The organism is Dielma fastidiosa (genome assembly GCF_000313565.1).
Taxonomy (GTDB): Bacteria; Bacillota_I; Bacilli_A; order Erysipelotrichales; family Erysipelotrichaceae; genus Dielma; species Dielma fastidiosa.
Window position 1 is genome coordinate 12656 of the sequence record NZ_HE578925.1, and the last position, 15324, is coordinate 27979.

Sequence of the window (15324 nt, forward strand, 5' to 3'; positions counted from 1 at the left end):
GATTTATTAATAATAGACAAAATATATTATAAAAATTAAAGTTTTTATTTATTTTAAGCAAAAAGTTAGAATACAATAATGTTATTAAAAGATAGGTAAGGCTGGTATATATCGGGTGGAGATGAGTGCACTTAAATTTGTCTGTTGAATGCAAATTATTACATTTTAATGAAAATTTACAGAAAATGGTTGACATCCATTTTCTTCAGCGTTATGATTGAATCAGAAATAATGTTAAGACTGGAAAGAGTAGAGCTGGGCGCAGTATAGAGAGCTTTCGTTTGGTGGAAGAAAGCCTGTTTAACAGTTTGAACACATCCACGAGCAGTCAGGGTGAATGAAGTAATCCTGAACGGGTCCCTGCATCCGTTATCATGCTAGAGTATGTTTGTACTTGAAGAGGTTGGCATTGTGAGATGTCAATAAAATAAGGTGGAACCACGAAGTCAGCTTTCGTCCTTAGGATGAAAGCTTTTTTGTATTTAAAGGAGGCATAAAGATGCAATTCAGTATTCCGGAGGGAACCCGCGATCTTCTGCAGCGCGAGTGCCGAATTAAAAGATTAATGCAGAATCGTATTGAAGCGGTTTTCGAGCGTTGGGGATATGAGGAAATCATTACACCGGCTATTGAATATTATCGGACTTATCAGACTGGCTTCATGCTGCCCAAGGATGAGGAGATGTATAAGTTCTTTGATCAGCAGGGACAGATTTTAACTTTAAGGATGGATATGACGGTACCCATCGCAAGATTGGTAGCAGCCCGTTTCAAGGATCAGCAGCCGCCGTTTCGTTTTCGATATTGCGCCAATGTCTATAAGGTTAAGGAGCATTTAGCTGGTAAGCAGAATGAAGTGAGCGACTGTGGGATTGAATTGATCGGCATGAATGAGCAGGAAGGCGATCTGGAGGTGCTGTGCTGTGCGTGTGAGGTGATTGATCAGCTTTCATTAAAAGACAGTGTGCTTGAGATCGGCAACGTGAATTTTTTTCATCAAGCTTGTTTAGCCTATGGCATTGTGGATGATCAGCAGGCTTTAATGGCTGAATTGATTGACAGGAAGAATCTGCCGGCCCTTCATGAACAAGTATCCAAGCTGCAGTTGGATGATGCGGGCAAGGCATTCTTTCTGCGGCTGCCATGGCTGTGCGGTAAAGCGGATATCTTAGATGAGGCTTTGTCCTATTGCTTCAATGATGAATTGCGTGCAATCGTGCTGGCCTTGAAAAAACAGCATGCGGCGTTAACGATGTTTAGCGATGCTGCAATTACTTATGATTTAAGTAAGGTACCGCATCTGAATTATTACAGCGGTTTGATTTTTGAGGTTTATGCGCAAGGTGCCGGCAGTGCGGTAATCAGCGGCGGCCGTTATGATCATCTGATTGAGAAGTTCGGCAAAGCGATGCCGGCGATTGGGTTTTCAATCAAGCTGGATCAGCTGCTGCCGCTGATGAGTGATGTGAGTGTTAAAAAACATGTTCTGGTATATCCGTTATGTAAACAGGTAGAGGCGTTAAAACAAGCAGCGCTCTTGCGTCAGCAGGGAATTGTCGAGCTGCGGGTTGATGATCAGGCTGACATTGTATGGTTTGAGGAGGGATAGAATGAGTCTTTCAATTGCGTTAACCAAGGGACGTTTAGAAAAGCAGACTGTGGAAAGATTGGCGGCAGCCGGTTATGGCATCGAGGCTTTAAAAGATAAGGGACGTCAATTAGTATTTCAGGATCAGGTTAAGGATATACGCTATTTTCTGGTCAAAGCAAATGACTGCATCACCTATGTGAATCATGGCGTGGCAGATATAGGTGTCGTCGGTAAGGATACTTTGCTGGAAAATATGAATGAGACCTATGAGCTGCTGGATCTGAAGATGGGCTGCTGTAAATTTATCGTCGCGGGTTTAAAAGATAAGAACCCTTTAATGAAGTTTGGCCACATTAAGATTGGTACGAAATATCCTAACGTATGCCGGGAATATTTTCAAAAAAGAGGTATGGATGTAGAAATTATTAAGATTGACGGTTCGGTGGAACTGGCGCCGATTTTAGGCTTATGTGATGGTATTGTTGATATTATGGAGACGGGGTCAACGCTCAGGGAAAACGGGCTGGTGGTTTTTGATACCGTTTGTGATTTATCGGCAAGATTAATTGTGAATAAGGCCAGCTTTAAATTAAAACAGGCAGAAATTTCACAGCTTTTAGAAGATTTGAAGAAAGTGATGGAGGATGAATCATGTTAGAGCGAATTAAACAGTCGGAAACAAAAAAGCTGGAAGCATACCTGCGCAGCCGCAGTGATGATTTAAGCTATGAGGTATTAAGTAAAGTGCAGTTAATTCTGAGCGATGTGCGTCAGCATGGTGATGAAGCAATCATTCGGTATACGAAAGCTTTTGACGGCATTGAGCTGACTAGCTTAAGAGTGAGTGATGAAGCGCTTAATGAATGGGCAGCGGCGGCGGATGAAGCGTTTAAGGAAGCAATGACAAAGGCTAAGGATAATATTATAGCCTTTCATGAAGCGCAGAAGCAGAACAATTATCTTCAGCAGCAATCCTTAGGTATTTGTTTAGGCCAGCGGGTCCTGCCGTTAGAGCGTGTCGGTGTTTATGTGCCAGGCGGCCGAGCTCAGTATCCATCAAGTGTATTGATGAATGTTTTGCCCGCTAAAATAGCTGGGGTGAAGCGCATCGTTATGATTACACCGCCCAGCAAGAGCGGTCAGCTTGATCCAAAAATCGCCTATGCGGCACAGCTGGCCGGTGTCGATGAGGTTTATCTGGCAGGCGGCGCGCAGGGAATCGCAGCACTGGCTTATGGCAGTGAAACCATACCGCGGGTTGATAAAATTGTCGGCCCGGGTAATATTTATGTGGCAGCCGCTAAAAAGCTTGTCTATGGCACTGTTGATATCGATATGATTGCGGGGCCCAGTGAGATTTTAGTGATCGCGGATGAGGGGGCAAGAGCTGATTATACAGCTGCTGATTTATTATCACAGGCAGAGCATGATCCAATGGCTTCTGCCATTCTGGTTACGACCTCATCAAAGCTGGCGGATCAGGTTTGTGAAGAATTGAAACGGCAAAGTGAACAGTTGCCTAAACAGGCTATTATAGCGGAATCATTAAAAGCTTATGGTAAATTAATTCTCTGTGAGACACTTGCTGATTGTGTGGAGGTTGCCAATGTGATTGCTCCGGAACATCTTGAATTAATGGTTGCCGACCCATGGGCGCTGTTAGGCTTAGTACGCAATGCCGGCAGTGTATTTCTCGGCTATTACACATGTGAGAGTGTCGGCGATTACTGGGGCGGTACCAATCATGTACTGCCGACCAACGGTACAGCCCGCTTTGCCAGCGCGCTTTCGGTGGACAGCTTTGTGAAGCGTTCTTCTTTTCTTTACTATTCGAAGGAAGCAATTGAAGCCTATGGATCAAAGATTGTAACCCTCGCCGAATCAGAAAATCTGCAGGCACATGCCAATGCGGTCAAGGTGCGGATGTGATGAAGACGATTAAAACCTATCAGGTAACGCAGAGTCAGGGGATCTTATTGAATGCTAATGAATGCGGTGAAAATCTGCCGCTTACCGTTAGAGAAGAAATTGCTCAGGCAGCTCTTGACTTGGCTTATAACCGTTATCCTGATGATGAATGTAAAGAATTACTGAACGCTTATGCGAAAGTGATGAACCTATCAACAGAACAATTAATTGCCGGCAATGGCAGTGATGAATTGCTGGGCTTATTAATCAGTGTTTTGGCAGCTAACAAGAGCGTATTAACCCTTGATCCCGATTTTTCAATGTATGACTATTATGCTTCCGTTCATCAGGCCGAACTGCTTAAATTTCAGCATGATCTGCATCGTCCCTTTGATCTTGACGCATTCATTCAGATGGGGAAAAAGGCGGATTTAATCTTATTTTCTAATCCAAACAATCCTTCCGGCATAGCACTGTCAGCGGCTGACTTATGTCAATTGGTGGAAGCTGCGGCGCCGATACCGGTAATCATTGATGAGGCATATGCGGAGTTTAATGATGAATCAATGATTGATAAGCTTGCTGTTTATGAGAATCTGATACTCACCCGCACTTTATCCAAGGCTTATGGCTTGGCAGGCTTAAGAGTTGGCTTCGCCATCAGTAATCCCGCCATGATTCAGCGTTTAAAGGCAGCTAAGGTGCCTTATAATGTGAACAGCTTTTCTCAGCGGGCGGCATCGATTGTTTTAAAACATGATGAAATCTTCGCACCCCGTACAGCGCAGATTATCCATGAACGGGAAAAGATGCTGGCAGCCTGTCAATCATTAAAGCATTTTACTGTATATCCTTCTAAAGCTAATTTTATTTATTTCAGAAGCAAAAGAAAAGCAGTCTTTATGAGCCTGCTTGACGATATAAAGATCCGTGATTATAGCGATGACGGCTTTCGTATTACGATTGGCAGTCCTGATCAGAATGAGCGGATCATAAGCCTGCTTAAACAGGCGGATAAGGAGATTTTATGAGAACATGCAAGATGCAGCGAGTAACAAAAGAAACAAAAATCAGCTGTTCACTCAACCTTGACGGCAGCGGTCAAAGTAAGATTGCGACCGGTATCGGATTTTTCAATCATATGCTTGAATTATTTGCCTTCCATGCCAATTTTGACTTGGAGCTGATGGCTGATGGTGATCTTGATGTGTGTGATCATCATACGATTGAAGACTGCGGTATTTTATTAGGTGAATGCTTTAAAACAGCGTTAGCGGATAAACGGGGAATCAATCGGTATGGTTTTATGAGTCTGCCGATGGATGAAGCATTGGCAAATGTAACGTTGGATCTGTCAGGACGCAGCTATTTAGTTTATCACTTTGAATTAAAACGTGAACAGATCGGCGGCTTTTCCTGTGAGATGCTTGAAGAATTTCTGCGCGCGTTCAGCTTTAATGCGGGTATTACATTGCATGTGAATGTTGCCTATGGAACCAATGATCATCATAAGATTGAAGCGGTATTTAAAGGCTTGGGCCGCGCTTTAAGGCAGGCTGTGCAAATTAGCGGTGATGAGCTGCCCAGCACCAAGGGGTTATTAGCATGATTGCCGTAATTGATTATGGCATGGGCAATCTGCGCAGTGTAGAAAATGCTTTAAAGAAGCTCAATGCCGATTATATGATTACCGCCGATAAGGAACAAATCTTGGCCGCGGATAAAATAATTCTGCCCGGTGTCGGTGCCTTTGGTGACTGTATGCGAAATCTGCGGGAAAATGGTTTGATCGAGGTATTAAATACGGCGGTATTGGATCAGAAAAAGCTCTTCTTAGGGATCTGTCTCGGTATGCAGGTTCTGTTTGAAAGCAGCGAGGAAGGTGCGCTGACACAGGGGCTGGGCTATCTGAAGGGCAAGGTTGTGAAAATGCAGGATACAAGTGTTAAGATTCCGCATATCGGCTGGAACCGCCTTGAGTTATGCGGCCAGGATGTGATAACCTCTCTGATTGATGATGAAGCCTATGTCTATTATGTGCATTCTTATTATGCTTCTGAAATTGATGAGAAGGATCTGCTTGCTTATTCAAATTATGGAACGATGCGCTTATGCGGGTTGATTCGTCATGAGAATATCATCGGTGTCCAGTTTCATCCGGAAAAAAGCGGTGAGACCGGCTTGAAAATATTAAAATATTTTGTGGAGGAACAAATATGATCTGTATTCCGGCAATTGATCTGCTTGATGGACAGGCAGTACGGCTGTTTCAAGGTGATTATGAAAAAGGGGAAGCAGTTGGTGAGGTTGACAGCATTTTAAAGCGGTTGAATCATGCCAAGGCTCAGCTGCTGCATGTCGTCGATTTGAATGGCGCAAAATGCGGTCAGCGGGTGAATGAGGCATTAATCGCCAAGATTGTGCAGAAGGCTGAAATGCCGGTTGAGGTCGGCGGCGGTATCCGCACGATGGAAGCCATTGAAGCTTATCTGAACTGCGGTGTAAAACGGGTGATTTTAGGTACGGCAGCCTTAGAAGATGAAACATTTTTAAAGGCCGCGCTGGCTCGTTACGGCGATCAGATCGCGGTCGGCGTTGATTGTAAGGATGGTTTTGTCTGTGTGCGCGGCTGGCTATCTGAAAGCCAGGTCAATTATATTGAATTTGCGAAGCATCTGGAAGCACTGGGGGTTTTGACGCTCATTGTGACAGACATTAAAACTGATGGTACATTACAAGGGCCTAATTTGACGATGTTAAAAGCGCTGCGCTCACAAGTATCACTTCAAATCATTGCCAGCGGCGGCATCCGTGACCTTCAAAACCTTCGGGATTTGAAAGCTATCGGCATGGACGGCGCTATTATGGGTAAAGCGATTTACGCGAATACCATCGATCTTGAGGCAGCAGTTAAGCTCTGCCGGGAGGCTTGATATGCATACAAAAAGAATAATACCGTGCCTTGATGTTAAGGATGGTCGTGTTGTGAAGGGAATTAACTTCCTTGGTTTAAAGGAGGTCGGCGATCCGGTTGAACTGGCTCGTCAGTATTATGAACAAGGTGCCGATGAATTAGTGTTTTTAGATATTACAGCGACCAATGAAAAACGGGAAACGATGCGTGAGCTTGTTGAGGCGGTAGCTAAAGAGATTTTTATTCCCTTTACGGTTGGCGGCGGCATTCGCTCACTCGATGATATAAGAAAACTGTTATTGGCAGGTGCTGATAAGGTTTCATTAAATTCAGCGGCGGTTTATGACCCGCAATTAATACGCGCTGGTGCTGATAAGTTTGGCAGCCAGTGCATCGTGTTGGCGATTGACGCGAAAAAGCGGTCTAACAGCGGCTGGAATGTCTATACTCAGGGTGGTCAGAAGGACAGCGGGCTGGATTTGATTGAATGGGTAAAGGAAGGACAGCGGTTAGGTGCCGGTGAGATCTTGTTGACGAGTATGGATGCGGACGGTACCCAGCAGGGCTATGATCTTGAGATGCTTCAGGCAGTGCAGAAGGTTGCCCGTGTGCCTTTAATTGCATCAGGGGGCTGCGGCAGCCTTGATGATTTTAAAGCTGTATTCCTTGCAGATGCGGCAGACGCGGCATTGGCGGCTTCGCTGTTTCATTATGGAAAGCTTACAGTCAAGGAAGTCAAGAATGCTTTGGCTGAAGCGGGAATCGCTGTGAGGAAAAGCCTATGATCGAGTTGGATTTTGAAAAGAATCATGGTTTAATACCCGCCATTGTACAAGACAGCACAAGCCGGCAAGTGCTGATGCTGGCCTATATGTCAAAAGCCAGTCTTGAACGCACGCTGGCAAGCGGGCTGGCCTGCTACTACAGCCGTTCCCGTCAAGAACTATGGACAAAGGGAGAAACCAGCGGTCATTATCAGCATGTGGAAGCCATCTATGTTGATTGTGACGCGGATACGCTTTTGCTGCTGGTCAGACAAGAGGGAGCCGCCTGTCATACCGGTCATCAAAGCTGTTTCTATCGGACAATTAAAGGAGAAGAAAGTGATGAATGAATTTGAAAATCTATATCTTACCATCAAAGACCGCAAACAAAATCCAGAGGCAGGCTCCTATACCGCCTATCTGTTTGATAAGGGCTTAGAAAAAATATTAAAAAAAGTCGGTGAGGAAGCTTGTGAAGTAGTAATCGCGGCAATGAAAGATGATAAAAGCGAACAGGTGAATGAAGTCTGTGATCTAATGTATCATCTGATGGTACTGCTTGCGCAGTTAGATATTCCATTGGCTGATGTATGCGAAGAATTAGGCAGACGTTCCGCTAAAACACATAATCTGAAGGCAGAACGCAAACCGATTGAGAAACTGTAAAAATTGATAATTTATCTGAGTTGTGTTATCCTAATCACTAAGAAATGAGTGATTGGATGAAATTATTTGAAATGCTGAAAAAATATCGCCGGCAGCTGCTGCTTACCATGGCTGTCTGTATCTTTTTATTTATTGCCTGTGCGTTGAAGCTGAATCAGCTTTCCGCATTTGATCAGCAAGTCTATACTTTTGTATCACTTGCAATCTCTAAAACACTGACGCCGCTGATGCGCATGCTGACTGAATTAGGCGGGACGCTGGGCTTAGTTCTTTTATGTGCCATCGGCGCACTGCTTTTAATGCTAATGAAAAAGCGTGTACTGGCTTGTTTAATGATCAGCAATCTGGCAATAACCGCAGCCAGTAATGTTCTCTTGAAACAGCTTTTCATCAGACCAAGACCGATTGGTTACCGGCTGATTGAAATTGATGGCTATTCATTTCCCAGCGGTCACTCGATGGCGGCGATGGCCTTTTATGGCTATTTAATCTATTTGATCTGGCATAAGCTCGAAGTAAAATGGCAGAAGTATCTGTTTACTTGCTTACTAAGTTTATTGATTGTTTTAATCATGCTGAGCCGTATTTATTTGGGTGTGCATTATGCCAGCGATGTGTTAGCCGGCGCGGCTGCGGCATTGGCGATACTGATTTGTTTTACTTCATGTACCAGAAAATATTGTCTGCTTGAATTAAATGATAAAAAGGACTAAGATTAAGGCAGAGGTGATCGTATGAGCGAGCTTAGCAAGCTGCCAAATGTCGGCAAGGTATTGGAAGACGCGTTGCTGCAGATTGGTGTGCATAATGAAGAAGAATTATGTTTAATGGGAGCCAAAACAGCTTTTATTAAAATCAGGGAACAGGTGGATGAGGGAGCCTGCCTGCATATGCTCTATGGTATTGAAGGAGCTATTGAAGGAGTTAGAGATAATCTGTTAGCTGATGAGGTCAAACAGGATCTGAAGCAGTTTTTTAAAAACTTATAATGAAAAATGATCTGTGGGTAAACCATGGATTATTTTTTTATGTTCTTAAATAAGCTGGATTTGGAGAAATGTGTAATAAATGAGTCAAAAGCTTGGAAAAATGTGTAAAACTTTAATCGGCTATTAAAAATACTCAGTTAGAAAAACAAAAGAATTCTTGTTAATACATGGTAAAACGTAATTCTTATAAGTATAAAAAAATCCAGGCACCTGTTCAGTGAGCCTGGATTTTATTGTTTTAAATGGATGATTAATTCGTATAATTATCAAAGTAGCCCTGTACCAATACAATCGGTGTTCCCTTGTCACCAGATCCGCTGGTCAAATCACAGAGAGAACCAATTAAATCGGTCAGACGCCGTGGTGTAGTACCCTGGGAAGCCATTGAGCCAACAAGATTATCATCTTTTGATTTAATCTTTTCGCTGATGGCAGCTTTTAATGCTTCACCATTCAAATCAGAGAAATCATTGTCTGCCAGATATTTCAGCTTTAATTCATTCGGAGTACCTTCAAGTCCGTCAGTATAAGCAGGTGATACACATGGATCAGCCAATTCCCAGATTTTGCCGACAGGATCACGGAACGCGCCATCACCATAAACCATAACTTCGATATGCTTTCCGCAGCCTGCTTTTAATTGCTGCTGAACCGCTTCAACAAACGGCATGCAGTTTCGCGGGAACAGCTTAACGCTCTCTTCGGTGGACTTGTTTGAACCAAGCAAACCAAATTGCTCATTATAGCCGCTGCCATTTACACTGGCATTCAGGATATCGTCCAAGCCGCATACAACTTCTGCACCGGCTTTTTTTAGCAGGCGTTTTGTACGCTGGCGGGTATGAATGTCACAAGTCAGAATCCGTTTAGTATAATCAAGAATCACTCTTGGATCATTCGCAAATAGGATTTCAACCTCAGCACCGCTTTCTTTAATCAGCGAGCTGTAATAATCAACATAATCTACACCAGTAAAGGTATGTTTATTTTCACCGAATAATGCACGGTATTTTTCTAAGGTCAGTACATCACTGTAAGGGTTGATGCCGGCTTCATCAAGCATATCTAAAGATACTAGCTCATTGCCGACTTCATCACTTGGATAACTCAGCATTAATACTACTTTTTTCGCACCCTTGGCAATTCCTTTAAGACAAATTGAAAAACGATTGCGGCTAAGAATCGGGAAAATGACACCGATGGTTTCACCGCCAAGCTTCTTTCTTACATCTTCGGCAATCGCATCTGTAGACGCATAATTACCCTGTGCTCTGGCAACGATTGATTCAGTAACTGCCACAACATCCTTGTCTCTTAGTTCAAAGCCTTCTGCTTCTGCAGCTTCAAGTACGCTAGAGGCTACAATGGCTGCCAGATCATCACCCTCACGAATGATTGGACAGCGGACACCTCTTGATATAGTTCCAACTTTTCTTTCCATAAGAATCCTTTCTTGTCTCACGACGTTACAGTATTATTATAAACGAAAAGCGGGTAGGTTTACAGATGCAAATGCAATTGTTCGACAGTTTTTCGCTGATAGGCATGAATGATGTCTGACATCTTATACAGGATACCGGCTTCATCACAGGCGCTTTTAAATATGGCATAGAGCCGGCGGGCATTCGGCACCTGACAGTTATAGCTGCTGCCATAGGCATGAATCATCTTCTGGGCAGTGCCAGGGAATAATTCATCTGCTTTCTTTAAATAATAATCACGCTGATTATCACGCAGTGTCACACCAAACATTGGATAAATGAAAGGTATCTTATGCTCTTTTGCCTGCTTGACAATCGCTGTTATATTTTCTGATGTATCATTGATGAAAGGAAGCAGCGGCATTAATAAAATACCGGCATAAATCCCTGCCTCATTCATGGTCTGAAGGGCTTCAAAACGCTTAGAGGATGGGCAGACATTTGGTTCAATCAGCTTGGCTAAATTATCATCAGCACAGGTAATTGTCATTTTCACGATTGCGCTATTATGTTCGGAAATACTTTTAAGAATATCAAGATCACGAAGAATTAAATCACTTTTAGTCTCTAATGATAAACCAAAACCATAACGATCAAGCAGCATTAACGCTTGCCTTGACAGCTGAAGTTCTTTTTCAAATGGGTTATATGTATCTGACATAGCACCCATACCGACAACACCTTTAACCCGTTTTCGGCGCAGTTCATTTTCTAATATCAGCAACGCATCTTTCTTAATCCGTACCGTATCAAAATGATCAATGCCGTAACAGCTGCTTCTCGAATCGCAGTAAATACAGCCATGACAGCAGCCGCGATACAGATTCATATTATAATCAACACCAAACCAGCCGGCTTTATAGCTTACATTCTGTAAGATTGACTTAGCGATAATTTCCATATCAGATTCCCAAGAAGCTTTTAATTTTCTTTTCTGAATAGATTTCATTGGTAACAAAACAACCATCTTTAAATAACGCATAGGTTGTTACCGGGGATGGACAAGCTTTGGCTTTTTCAAACGTATCGATATGGATCAATGTCATAGGGATATTGTTTTCATCCGCAATCTTTTTAAATAACGGCGCATATTGAGCGGTAAACGGACATTGAGCGGTGTAATACAGGCAGAGTCCTTCTGGCGCTTTTGAACAGTTAAAGGCAGGTAATGGCTGATCATCAAAGGGCAGTGCGGCTAACTCAAAGGGAGCCCAGCTGTCAGCCAGCACAAATCCATTTGCTTTCAAAAAGACAGGATCGGAAAGAAAGGGCATTTTCTTCGCTGAGGTTATGGCCGCCAGCCCTGATTTACCTTCAGCTTTTGCTTGGTCAATTAATTTTGCGAGTAATTCTTTTCCATATCCGCAGCCCTGATACTTACCGCTGACCCAGAAACAGTCAATGATCATATAATTATTGCCGATTATCGGCAGCCAAGCCTTTTCAACCGGCATCGCTTCGATAAATACCTTTCCGCTGACATCACCCTTTAAAAAATACAAGCCTTGATCAAGCTGCTGCTTCAGCCACGCTCTTTTTGCCGCAGTACCTAATTTATTTGAAGTTGCACAGCATAAATGCTCTTTATCGATATTTTCTTTTGTTAGTTGTATGTAATTCATTCTTGTTCTCCTTGATATAATATAGACAGTTCTTTTAATTGACGGCTTATCTCATACCGCAACACACTAGGTTCAAGTAATTCACAGGCATTGCCGAAAGATAATACAAATCCAATGATCCAGCTTTCATCAGGAAAGGTTCCAGTAACGATGAAATAGCCGTTTTCATCACGGGTGTAAGTATGCGGATCAAATTCATCAACGACCCGAAACCCCATGCTTGGATGAATCCTTAAAGTGTAATTAAATTGTTTATCAGGCTTGGGCATCGACGGCAGTTTTGTGATTGGCTTTCTGTTGAAGGTTTCCTCTAACACTGTCAGATTAATAATGCGTGAAATCTTAAAGAAGCGAAATCCCTGACGTAAATGACAATAGGCATAGATATACCAGGCAGATCCTTTAAAAATCAGCTTATAAGGATCGACCGTACGCTCACTTTCTTGACCTTCATTGCTGATATAAGAAAAATGCAGGCATTGGCAGTTGAGAATTGCATTTTTAAATAAATTGAATAATTCGTTAGAAGTATCCACAGCCCAGTTTGTAAAGTCAACATGAATCCAATCAACATCAAGATTGGGGAAGAGGGCGGAAAATTTATTTAGAACAGAGGATGTGGCAGGATCATACACTTGATTAAAGCTATGGAGGGCAGCCAGAATTTCCTTTTGTTCATCATCGGTAAGATAGGTACGGTTTAATACATGATCGTCCATTAAACGAATCCCGCCGCCGCGGCCTTTTTCAGTATACAGCGGTATTCCTGCCGCACTCAGCACATCTAAATCACGATAAATTGTCCGCACCGATACTTCAAAATGTTCAGCCAGTTCCTGAGCGGTAATTGAACGTCGCTGAATCAGCAGCCAGATTGTTTCAAGATAGCGTTGTAGTTGCATTGTTATCACCTGTTGATATTGTAGCACATTAAACTGACAACCCTATGTCATATTAAAAAGAAAAGATTATATCGGTTCATATAATTATTCGTTTGTTTCTATGTGATGACGTATTTCAGCTTCATGATTTTGACAAAATTTATAACTTGCCTGCATAAATTTATCAATCGGCATTTGCTGGTACATTTCATATAAGTGATCAAGAATACATTTATTATCAATAAATAGTGTGTAAAAATAATCATAGACACACCCAGTCTCAAAATAAGGGTTAATTGAGCTTAATAAAGGGTCACGCATAATTGGGTCAACAACCATTTCACTTAATATCCATTTTAAATGCGGCGTTTCATATTCTTCAGCTTGATCATGAAAGATTTCTTGCCACACTTTAAACCATATAAAATGAATGATTTCGTGGATTGCGATGCCGACTGCGCCCTTGTCACTATTTAGATAAAATAAATCGAAGCTATGCTCAGACAGTGAACGAGGACATATTGGATTGAATGTAATTTTTGCGTTCATATCGTTAAATTCTTCTTCGAGATTTATTTTAAATGCTGACTTTAAAGCTTCGGTAATTTGCGGCAGACATATCTCCCAATGGTTTTGATAAGCGATGCGTTTAGCTTTTAACGTATTTTTATTTTCTTCAACCAGTTGTGTGAAAATAGTTCTTAAATATAGTTCTTGATCTTGCTTTTCTAATTGGTAAATCTTGCTGCGGTCAATTTGCGGAGTGAAAGCAAAGATAGGTTCTGTCCAATAAGCAGTTTGACTGTTATCTAAAAATTGTGAAATACTTTGAACATTGTAATCGACATCCACTAAGGTAAATACTAGTTTCATAAGGGCCTCCTTAATCAGAATCATTATTAAGATGATTATACCATGCTGCGCCCTTGTTTGATTTATTTAACATTATTATGCAGGTTGAAATTATTGTTATAAAATAGTTGACAAGAGGTAACGAACTGGTTATAATTTAATCATAAAGTTAACCAAAGCTAATTATGGCGGCTGTCACAAGATAAGAATTCCTTCTTTTTTTAGTCATCTGGTTAGAATTGGGTAACTTTTAAAGGAGACTGCTCCAATGCTTGTCATCCTAAAAATGCCTTGAAGCAATGATGACCCTCATGAAATCAAATGTTTCTTGGTTTGCCGATGTGTTTTGAACATGAAGGCAGAAATTATCTGGTTATACGCTTTTATATAAAAGGAGCGTCTTGTACCATGATATAAGAAGTTATGATTAAAATTTTGGCAGTAAATCTTCACAGATTCAGCTCAGGGTTATCGTATGCTGGTAAAACCTTGTTTAACTCCTATGGATGGGGAGACAGACAATGGGTATGACTGGCAGATACTCGCTTACTTGAGAAAGTCCTAATGATTAACGGTATTCCCGAAACCGTTGAGATTTGAATTCTTTACCTTTTGACGCTGAATTTACAAAATTTTTATTCCTGTTTAATCCCGTTTTAGTTTTTTAATTCCCGTAAACAAATTTTTATAATTTTTACCCCTTTCTTAAAAAAACGATGTTTAGCCGCATCGTTTTTTTCTGTGCTATAATGTTGAAAATGGAGGTCGGCTTATGAAGATAAATGAACGGATAGAAAGCAGCTTTGATGAGGTTGACCGCTTGGATAATGAACGATTAGATAATTTTTATACGGCTTCACAGGTTTATGAAAGCCTTGGTTTAAGCCGTGAAACAATCAGATATTATGAAAAGCTTGGATTATTAAGTCCACTGAAGCAGTCAGGGAATAATTATCGGCAATTTACGGTATATGATTTTCAGCGTTTAATGATCATCGATGCTTTTAAGAAACGCGGCTTTACGGCATCACAAATTTGCAGCTTGATGAGTTTGGATACTCCCGAGGCATTGGCGGCTGAATTGGCAGGCAAGGCAGAGGAGATTAGAGAACACATGATTTTGCTGGAAAAACAGCTTCATCAAATTGAACAGGATCGTTGCTTTATCAAAGAGCTGCCTCAAACCTTGCATCAATTTACAATTCGGTCGCTGCCTTTATATCGCGTTTGTTCTGTATTGCCGGCGATTACTAGTTTTGAGGAGTATGCCGATAAAGTATTAAGTCGCATGGATCTTGATCATGAGGATATTTTAAATAAGCTGATCCGTGTTGTCCATTTTGATCATGAGTCGGGTTATCTCAATTCTCAGATTTGTGTGGTTGAGCTGGCTGAAACGGCTGAAGAAGGTCAAACGTATCTGCATAGCGGCCGCTGTATTTATTCGGCGGTTGCTTCAGAGATTGGGGAAATGAATACAATGGGAAGAATGTTCGAATTGACTTCATCATGGATCGATGGACAGCAGTTAAGTGATCAAGGGGTTGTTTATATCCGGCCTCGCTGTGTGCTTGCCGGTAAGCTGCCAGCCTTTTACTATGAATCATGGGTGCCTTTAAATGATTAGTCTTGACCTGGGGGTATGAACCACGTTTA

Annotated in this window: 18 protein-coding genes and 1 other annotated feature; of the genes, 13 read left to right on the forward strand and 5 right to left on the reverse strand. The window is 41.9% G+C overall.

Going from position 1 to position 15324, the window contains the following annotated elements; translation table 11 throughout:
- Positions 1 to 227 precede the first annotated feature (227 nt).
- Positions 228 to 464 (forward strand) — a binding site (T-box leader).
- Between the two features lie 35 nt (positions 465 to 499).
- Genes hisZ through DAHG_RS05805 form a run of 12 tightly spaced genes read left to right on the forward strand, consistent with a single transcriptional unit; the run spans position 500 to position 8832 of the window.
- On the forward strand, positions 500 to 1609 hold the full coding sequence (gene hisZ / locus DAHG_RS05750) for an ATP phosphoribosyltransferase regulatory subunit (RefSeq protein WP_022937386.1): 1110 nt from the start codon (positions 500 to 502) through the stop codon (positions 1607 to 1609).
- Between the two features lies 1 nt (position 1610).
- Positions 1611 to 2249: an ATP phosphoribosyltransferase gene (hisG, locus tag DAHG_RS05755; protein ID WP_022937387.1), complete on the forward strand. Its 639-nt coding sequence runs from the start codon at positions 1611 to 1613 to the stop codon at positions 2247 to 2249.
- Positions 2243 to 3520 (forward strand): histidinol dehydrogenase, encoded by a 1278-nt coding sequence (gene hisD, locus DAHG_RS05760; protein ID WP_022937388.1) that lies wholly within the window; start codon positions 2243 to 2245, stop codon positions 3518 to 3520. Before hisG ends, hisD begins: the two co-directional genes overlap by 7 nt.
- On the forward strand, positions 3520 to 4530 hold the full coding sequence (locus DAHG_RS05765; RefSeq protein WP_022937389.1) for a pyridoxal phosphate-dependent aminotransferase: 1011 nt from the start codon (positions 3520 to 3522) through the stop codon (positions 4528 to 4530). The genes hisD and DAHG_RS05765 overlap by 1 nt, the downstream gene beginning before the upstream one ends.
- Entirely contained in the window at positions 4527 to 5108 is a 582-nt protein-coding gene (gene hisB, locus DAHG_RS05770; protein WP_022937390.1) for an imidazoleglycerol-phosphate dehydratase HisB, read from the forward strand. Before DAHG_RS05765 ends, hisB begins: the two co-directional genes overlap by 4 nt.
- Positions 5105 to 5719, forward strand: a complete 615-nt coding sequence (gene hisH, locus DAHG_RS05775) for an imidazole glycerol phosphate synthase subunit HisH (RefSeq protein WP_022937391.1) — start codon at positions 5105 to 5107, stop codon at positions 5717 to 5719. The genes hisB and hisH overlap by 4 nt, the downstream gene beginning before the upstream one ends.
- On the forward strand, positions 5716 to 6432 hold the full coding sequence (hisA, locus tag DAHG_RS05780) for a 1-(5-phosphoribosyl)-5-[(5-phosphoribosylamino)methylideneamino]imidazole-4-carboxamide isomerase (RefSeq protein ID WP_022937392.1): 717 nt from the start codon (positions 5716 to 5718) through the stop codon (positions 6430 to 6432). Before hisH ends, hisA begins: the two co-directional genes overlap by 4 nt.
- Position 6433: 1 nt before the next feature.
- Positions 6434 to 7198 carry an imidazole glycerol phosphate synthase subunit HisF gene (gene hisF / locus DAHG_RS05785; RefSeq protein ID WP_022937393.1) on the forward strand — a complete coding sequence of 255 codons (765 nt, stop codon included), beginning with the start codon at positions 6434 to 6436 and terminating at the stop codon, positions 7196 to 7198.
- A complete protein-coding gene (gene hisI / locus DAHG_RS05790; protein WP_022937394.1) occupies positions 7195 to 7527 on the forward strand; it encodes a phosphoribosyl-AMP cyclohydrolase in 333 nt (110 codons plus the stop codon). The genes hisF and hisI overlap by 4 nt, the downstream gene beginning before the upstream one ends.
- Complete coding sequence (hisE, locus tag DAHG_RS05795) at positions 7520 to 7843, forward strand: phosphoribosyl-ATP diphosphatase (RefSeq protein ID WP_022937395.1); 324 nt, start codon at positions 7520 to 7522, stop codon at positions 7841 to 7843. Before hisI ends, hisE begins: the two co-directional genes overlap by 8 nt.
- A 56-nt stretch (positions 7844 to 7899) precedes the next feature.
- Positions 7900 to 8556: a phosphatase PAP2 family protein gene (locus tag DAHG_RS18915; protein ID WP_022937396.1), complete on the forward strand. Its 657-nt coding sequence runs from the start codon at positions 7900 to 7902 to the stop codon at positions 8554 to 8556.
- A gap of 21 nt (positions 8557 to 8577) precedes the next feature.
- Positions 8578 to 8832 carry a TfoX/Sxy family DNA transformation protein gene (locus tag DAHG_RS05805; protein WP_022937397.1) on the forward strand — a complete coding sequence of 85 codons (255 nt, stop codon included), beginning with the start codon at positions 8578 to 8580 and terminating at the stop codon, positions 8830 to 8832.
- 250 nt (positions 8833 to 9082) lie between these two features.
- Here the strand turns inward: DAHG_RS05805 and DAHG_RS05810 are convergent, their stop codons facing one another.
- The 5 genes from DAHG_RS05810 to DAHG_RS05830 all read right to left on the reverse strand — a co-directional run bounded on the left by DAHG_RS05810 (position 9083) and on the right by DAHG_RS05830 (position 13689).
- On the reverse strand, positions 9083 to 10273 hold the full coding sequence (locus tag DAHG_RS05810) for a coenzyme F420-0:L-glutamate ligase (protein WP_022937398.1): 1191 nt from the start codon (positions 10271 to 10273) through the stop codon (positions 9083 to 9085).
- Between the two features lie 59 nt (positions 10274 to 10332).
- Positions 10333 to 11214, reverse strand: a complete 882-nt coding sequence (locus DAHG_RS05815) for an SPL family radical SAM protein (protein WP_026880836.1) — start codon at positions 11212 to 11214, stop codon at positions 10333 to 10335.
- Between the two features lies 1 nt (position 11215).
- Positions 11216 to 11935 carry an N-acetyltransferase gene (locus tag DAHG_RS05820; protein WP_022937400.1) on the reverse strand — a complete coding sequence of 240 codons (720 nt, stop codon included), beginning with the start codon at positions 11933 to 11935 and terminating at the stop codon, positions 11216 to 11218.
- A complete protein-coding gene (locus tag DAHG_RS05825) occupies positions 11932 to 12837 on the reverse strand; it encodes a helix-turn-helix transcriptional regulator (protein ID WP_022937401.1) in 906 nt (301 codons plus the stop codon). The genes DAHG_RS05820 and DAHG_RS05825 overlap by 4 nt, the downstream gene beginning before the upstream one ends.
- A gap of 84 nt (positions 12838 to 12921) precedes the next feature.
- Positions 12922 to 13689 carry a hypothetical protein gene (locus DAHG_RS05830; protein ID WP_022937402.1) on the reverse strand — a complete coding sequence of 256 codons (768 nt, stop codon included), beginning with the start codon at positions 13687 to 13689 and terminating at the stop codon, positions 12922 to 12924.
- 751 nt (positions 13690 to 14440) lie between these two features.
- Here DAHG_RS05830 and DAHG_RS05835 point away from each other — a divergent pair.
- Positions 14441 to 15295, forward strand: a complete 855-nt coding sequence (locus DAHG_RS05835; protein ID WP_022937403.1) for a MerR family transcriptional regulator — start codon at positions 14441 to 14443, stop codon at positions 15293 to 15295.
- The last annotated feature ends 29 nt before the right edge of the window (positions 15296 to 15324 follow it).

Bases quoted from the DNA above. Each gene is read 5' to 3' on its own strand.
- hisG (WP_022937387.1), top strand. From the start codon at position 1,611: ATGAGTCTTTCAATTGCGTTAACCAAGGGACGTTTAGAAAAGCAGACT.
- DAHG_RS05835 (WP_022937403.1), top strand. From the start codon at position 14,441: ATGAAGATAAATGAACGGATAGAAAGCAGCTTTGATGAGGTTGACCGC.
- hisB (WP_022937390.1), top strand. From the start codon at position 4,527: ATGAGAACATGCAAGATGCAGCGAGTAACAAAAGAAACAAAAATCAGC.
- hisD (WP_022937388.1), top strand. From the start codon at position 2,243: ATGTTAGAGCGAATTAAACAGTCGGAAACAAAAAAGCTGGAAGCATAC.
- DAHG_RS05820 (WP_022937400.1), bottom strand. From the start codon at position 11,935: ATGAATTACATACAACTAACAAAAGAAAATATCGATAAAGAGCATTTA.
- DAHG_RS05825 (WP_022937401.1), bottom strand. From the start codon at position 12,837: ATGCAACTACAACGCTATCTTGAAACAATCTGGCTGCTGATTCAGCGA.
- DAHG_RS05810 (WP_022937398.1), bottom strand. From the start codon at position 10,273: ATGGAAAGAAAAGTTGGAACTATATCAAGAGGTGTCCGCTGTCCAATC.
- hisZ (WP_022937386.1), top strand. From the start codon at position 500: ATGCAATTCAGTATTCCGGAGGGAACCCGCGATCTTCTGCAGCGCGAG.
- DAHG_RS05815 (WP_026880836.1), bottom strand. From the start codon at position 11,214: ATGGAAATTATCGCTAAGTCAATCTTACAGAATGTAAGCTATAAAGCC.
- DAHG_RS05830 (WP_022937402.1), bottom strand. From the start codon at position 13,689: ATGAAACTAGTATTTACCTTAGTGGATGTCGATTACAATGTTCAAAGT.
- DAHG_RS05805 (WP_022937397.1), top strand. From the start codon at position 8,578: ATGAGCGAGCTTAGCAAGCTGCCAAATGTCGGCAAGGTATTGGAAGAC.
- hisA (WP_022937392.1), top strand. From the start codon at position 5,716: ATGATCTGTATTCCGGCAATTGATCTGCTTGATGGACAGGCAGTACGG.
- DAHG_RS18915 (WP_022937396.1), top strand. From the start codon at position 7,900: ATGAAATTATTTGAAATGCTGAAAAAATATCGCCGGCAGCTGCTGCTT.
- DAHG_RS05765 (WP_022937389.1), top strand. From the start codon at position 3,520: ATGAAGACGATTAAAACCTATCAGGTAACGCAGAGTCAGGGGATCTTA.
- hisI (WP_022937394.1), top strand. From the start codon at position 7,195: ATGATCGAGTTGGATTTTGAAAAGAATCATGGTTTAATACCCGCCATT.
- hisH (WP_022937391.1), top strand. From the start codon at position 5,105: ATGATTGCCGTAATTGATTATGGCATGGGCAATCTGCGCAGTGTAGAA.
- hisE (WP_022937395.1), top strand. From the start codon at position 7,520: ATGAATGAATTTGAAAATCTATATCTTACCATCAAAGACCGCAAACAA.
- hisF (WP_022937393.1), top strand. From the start codon at position 6,434: ATGCATACAAAAAGAATAATACCGTGCCTTGATGTTAAGGATGGTCGT.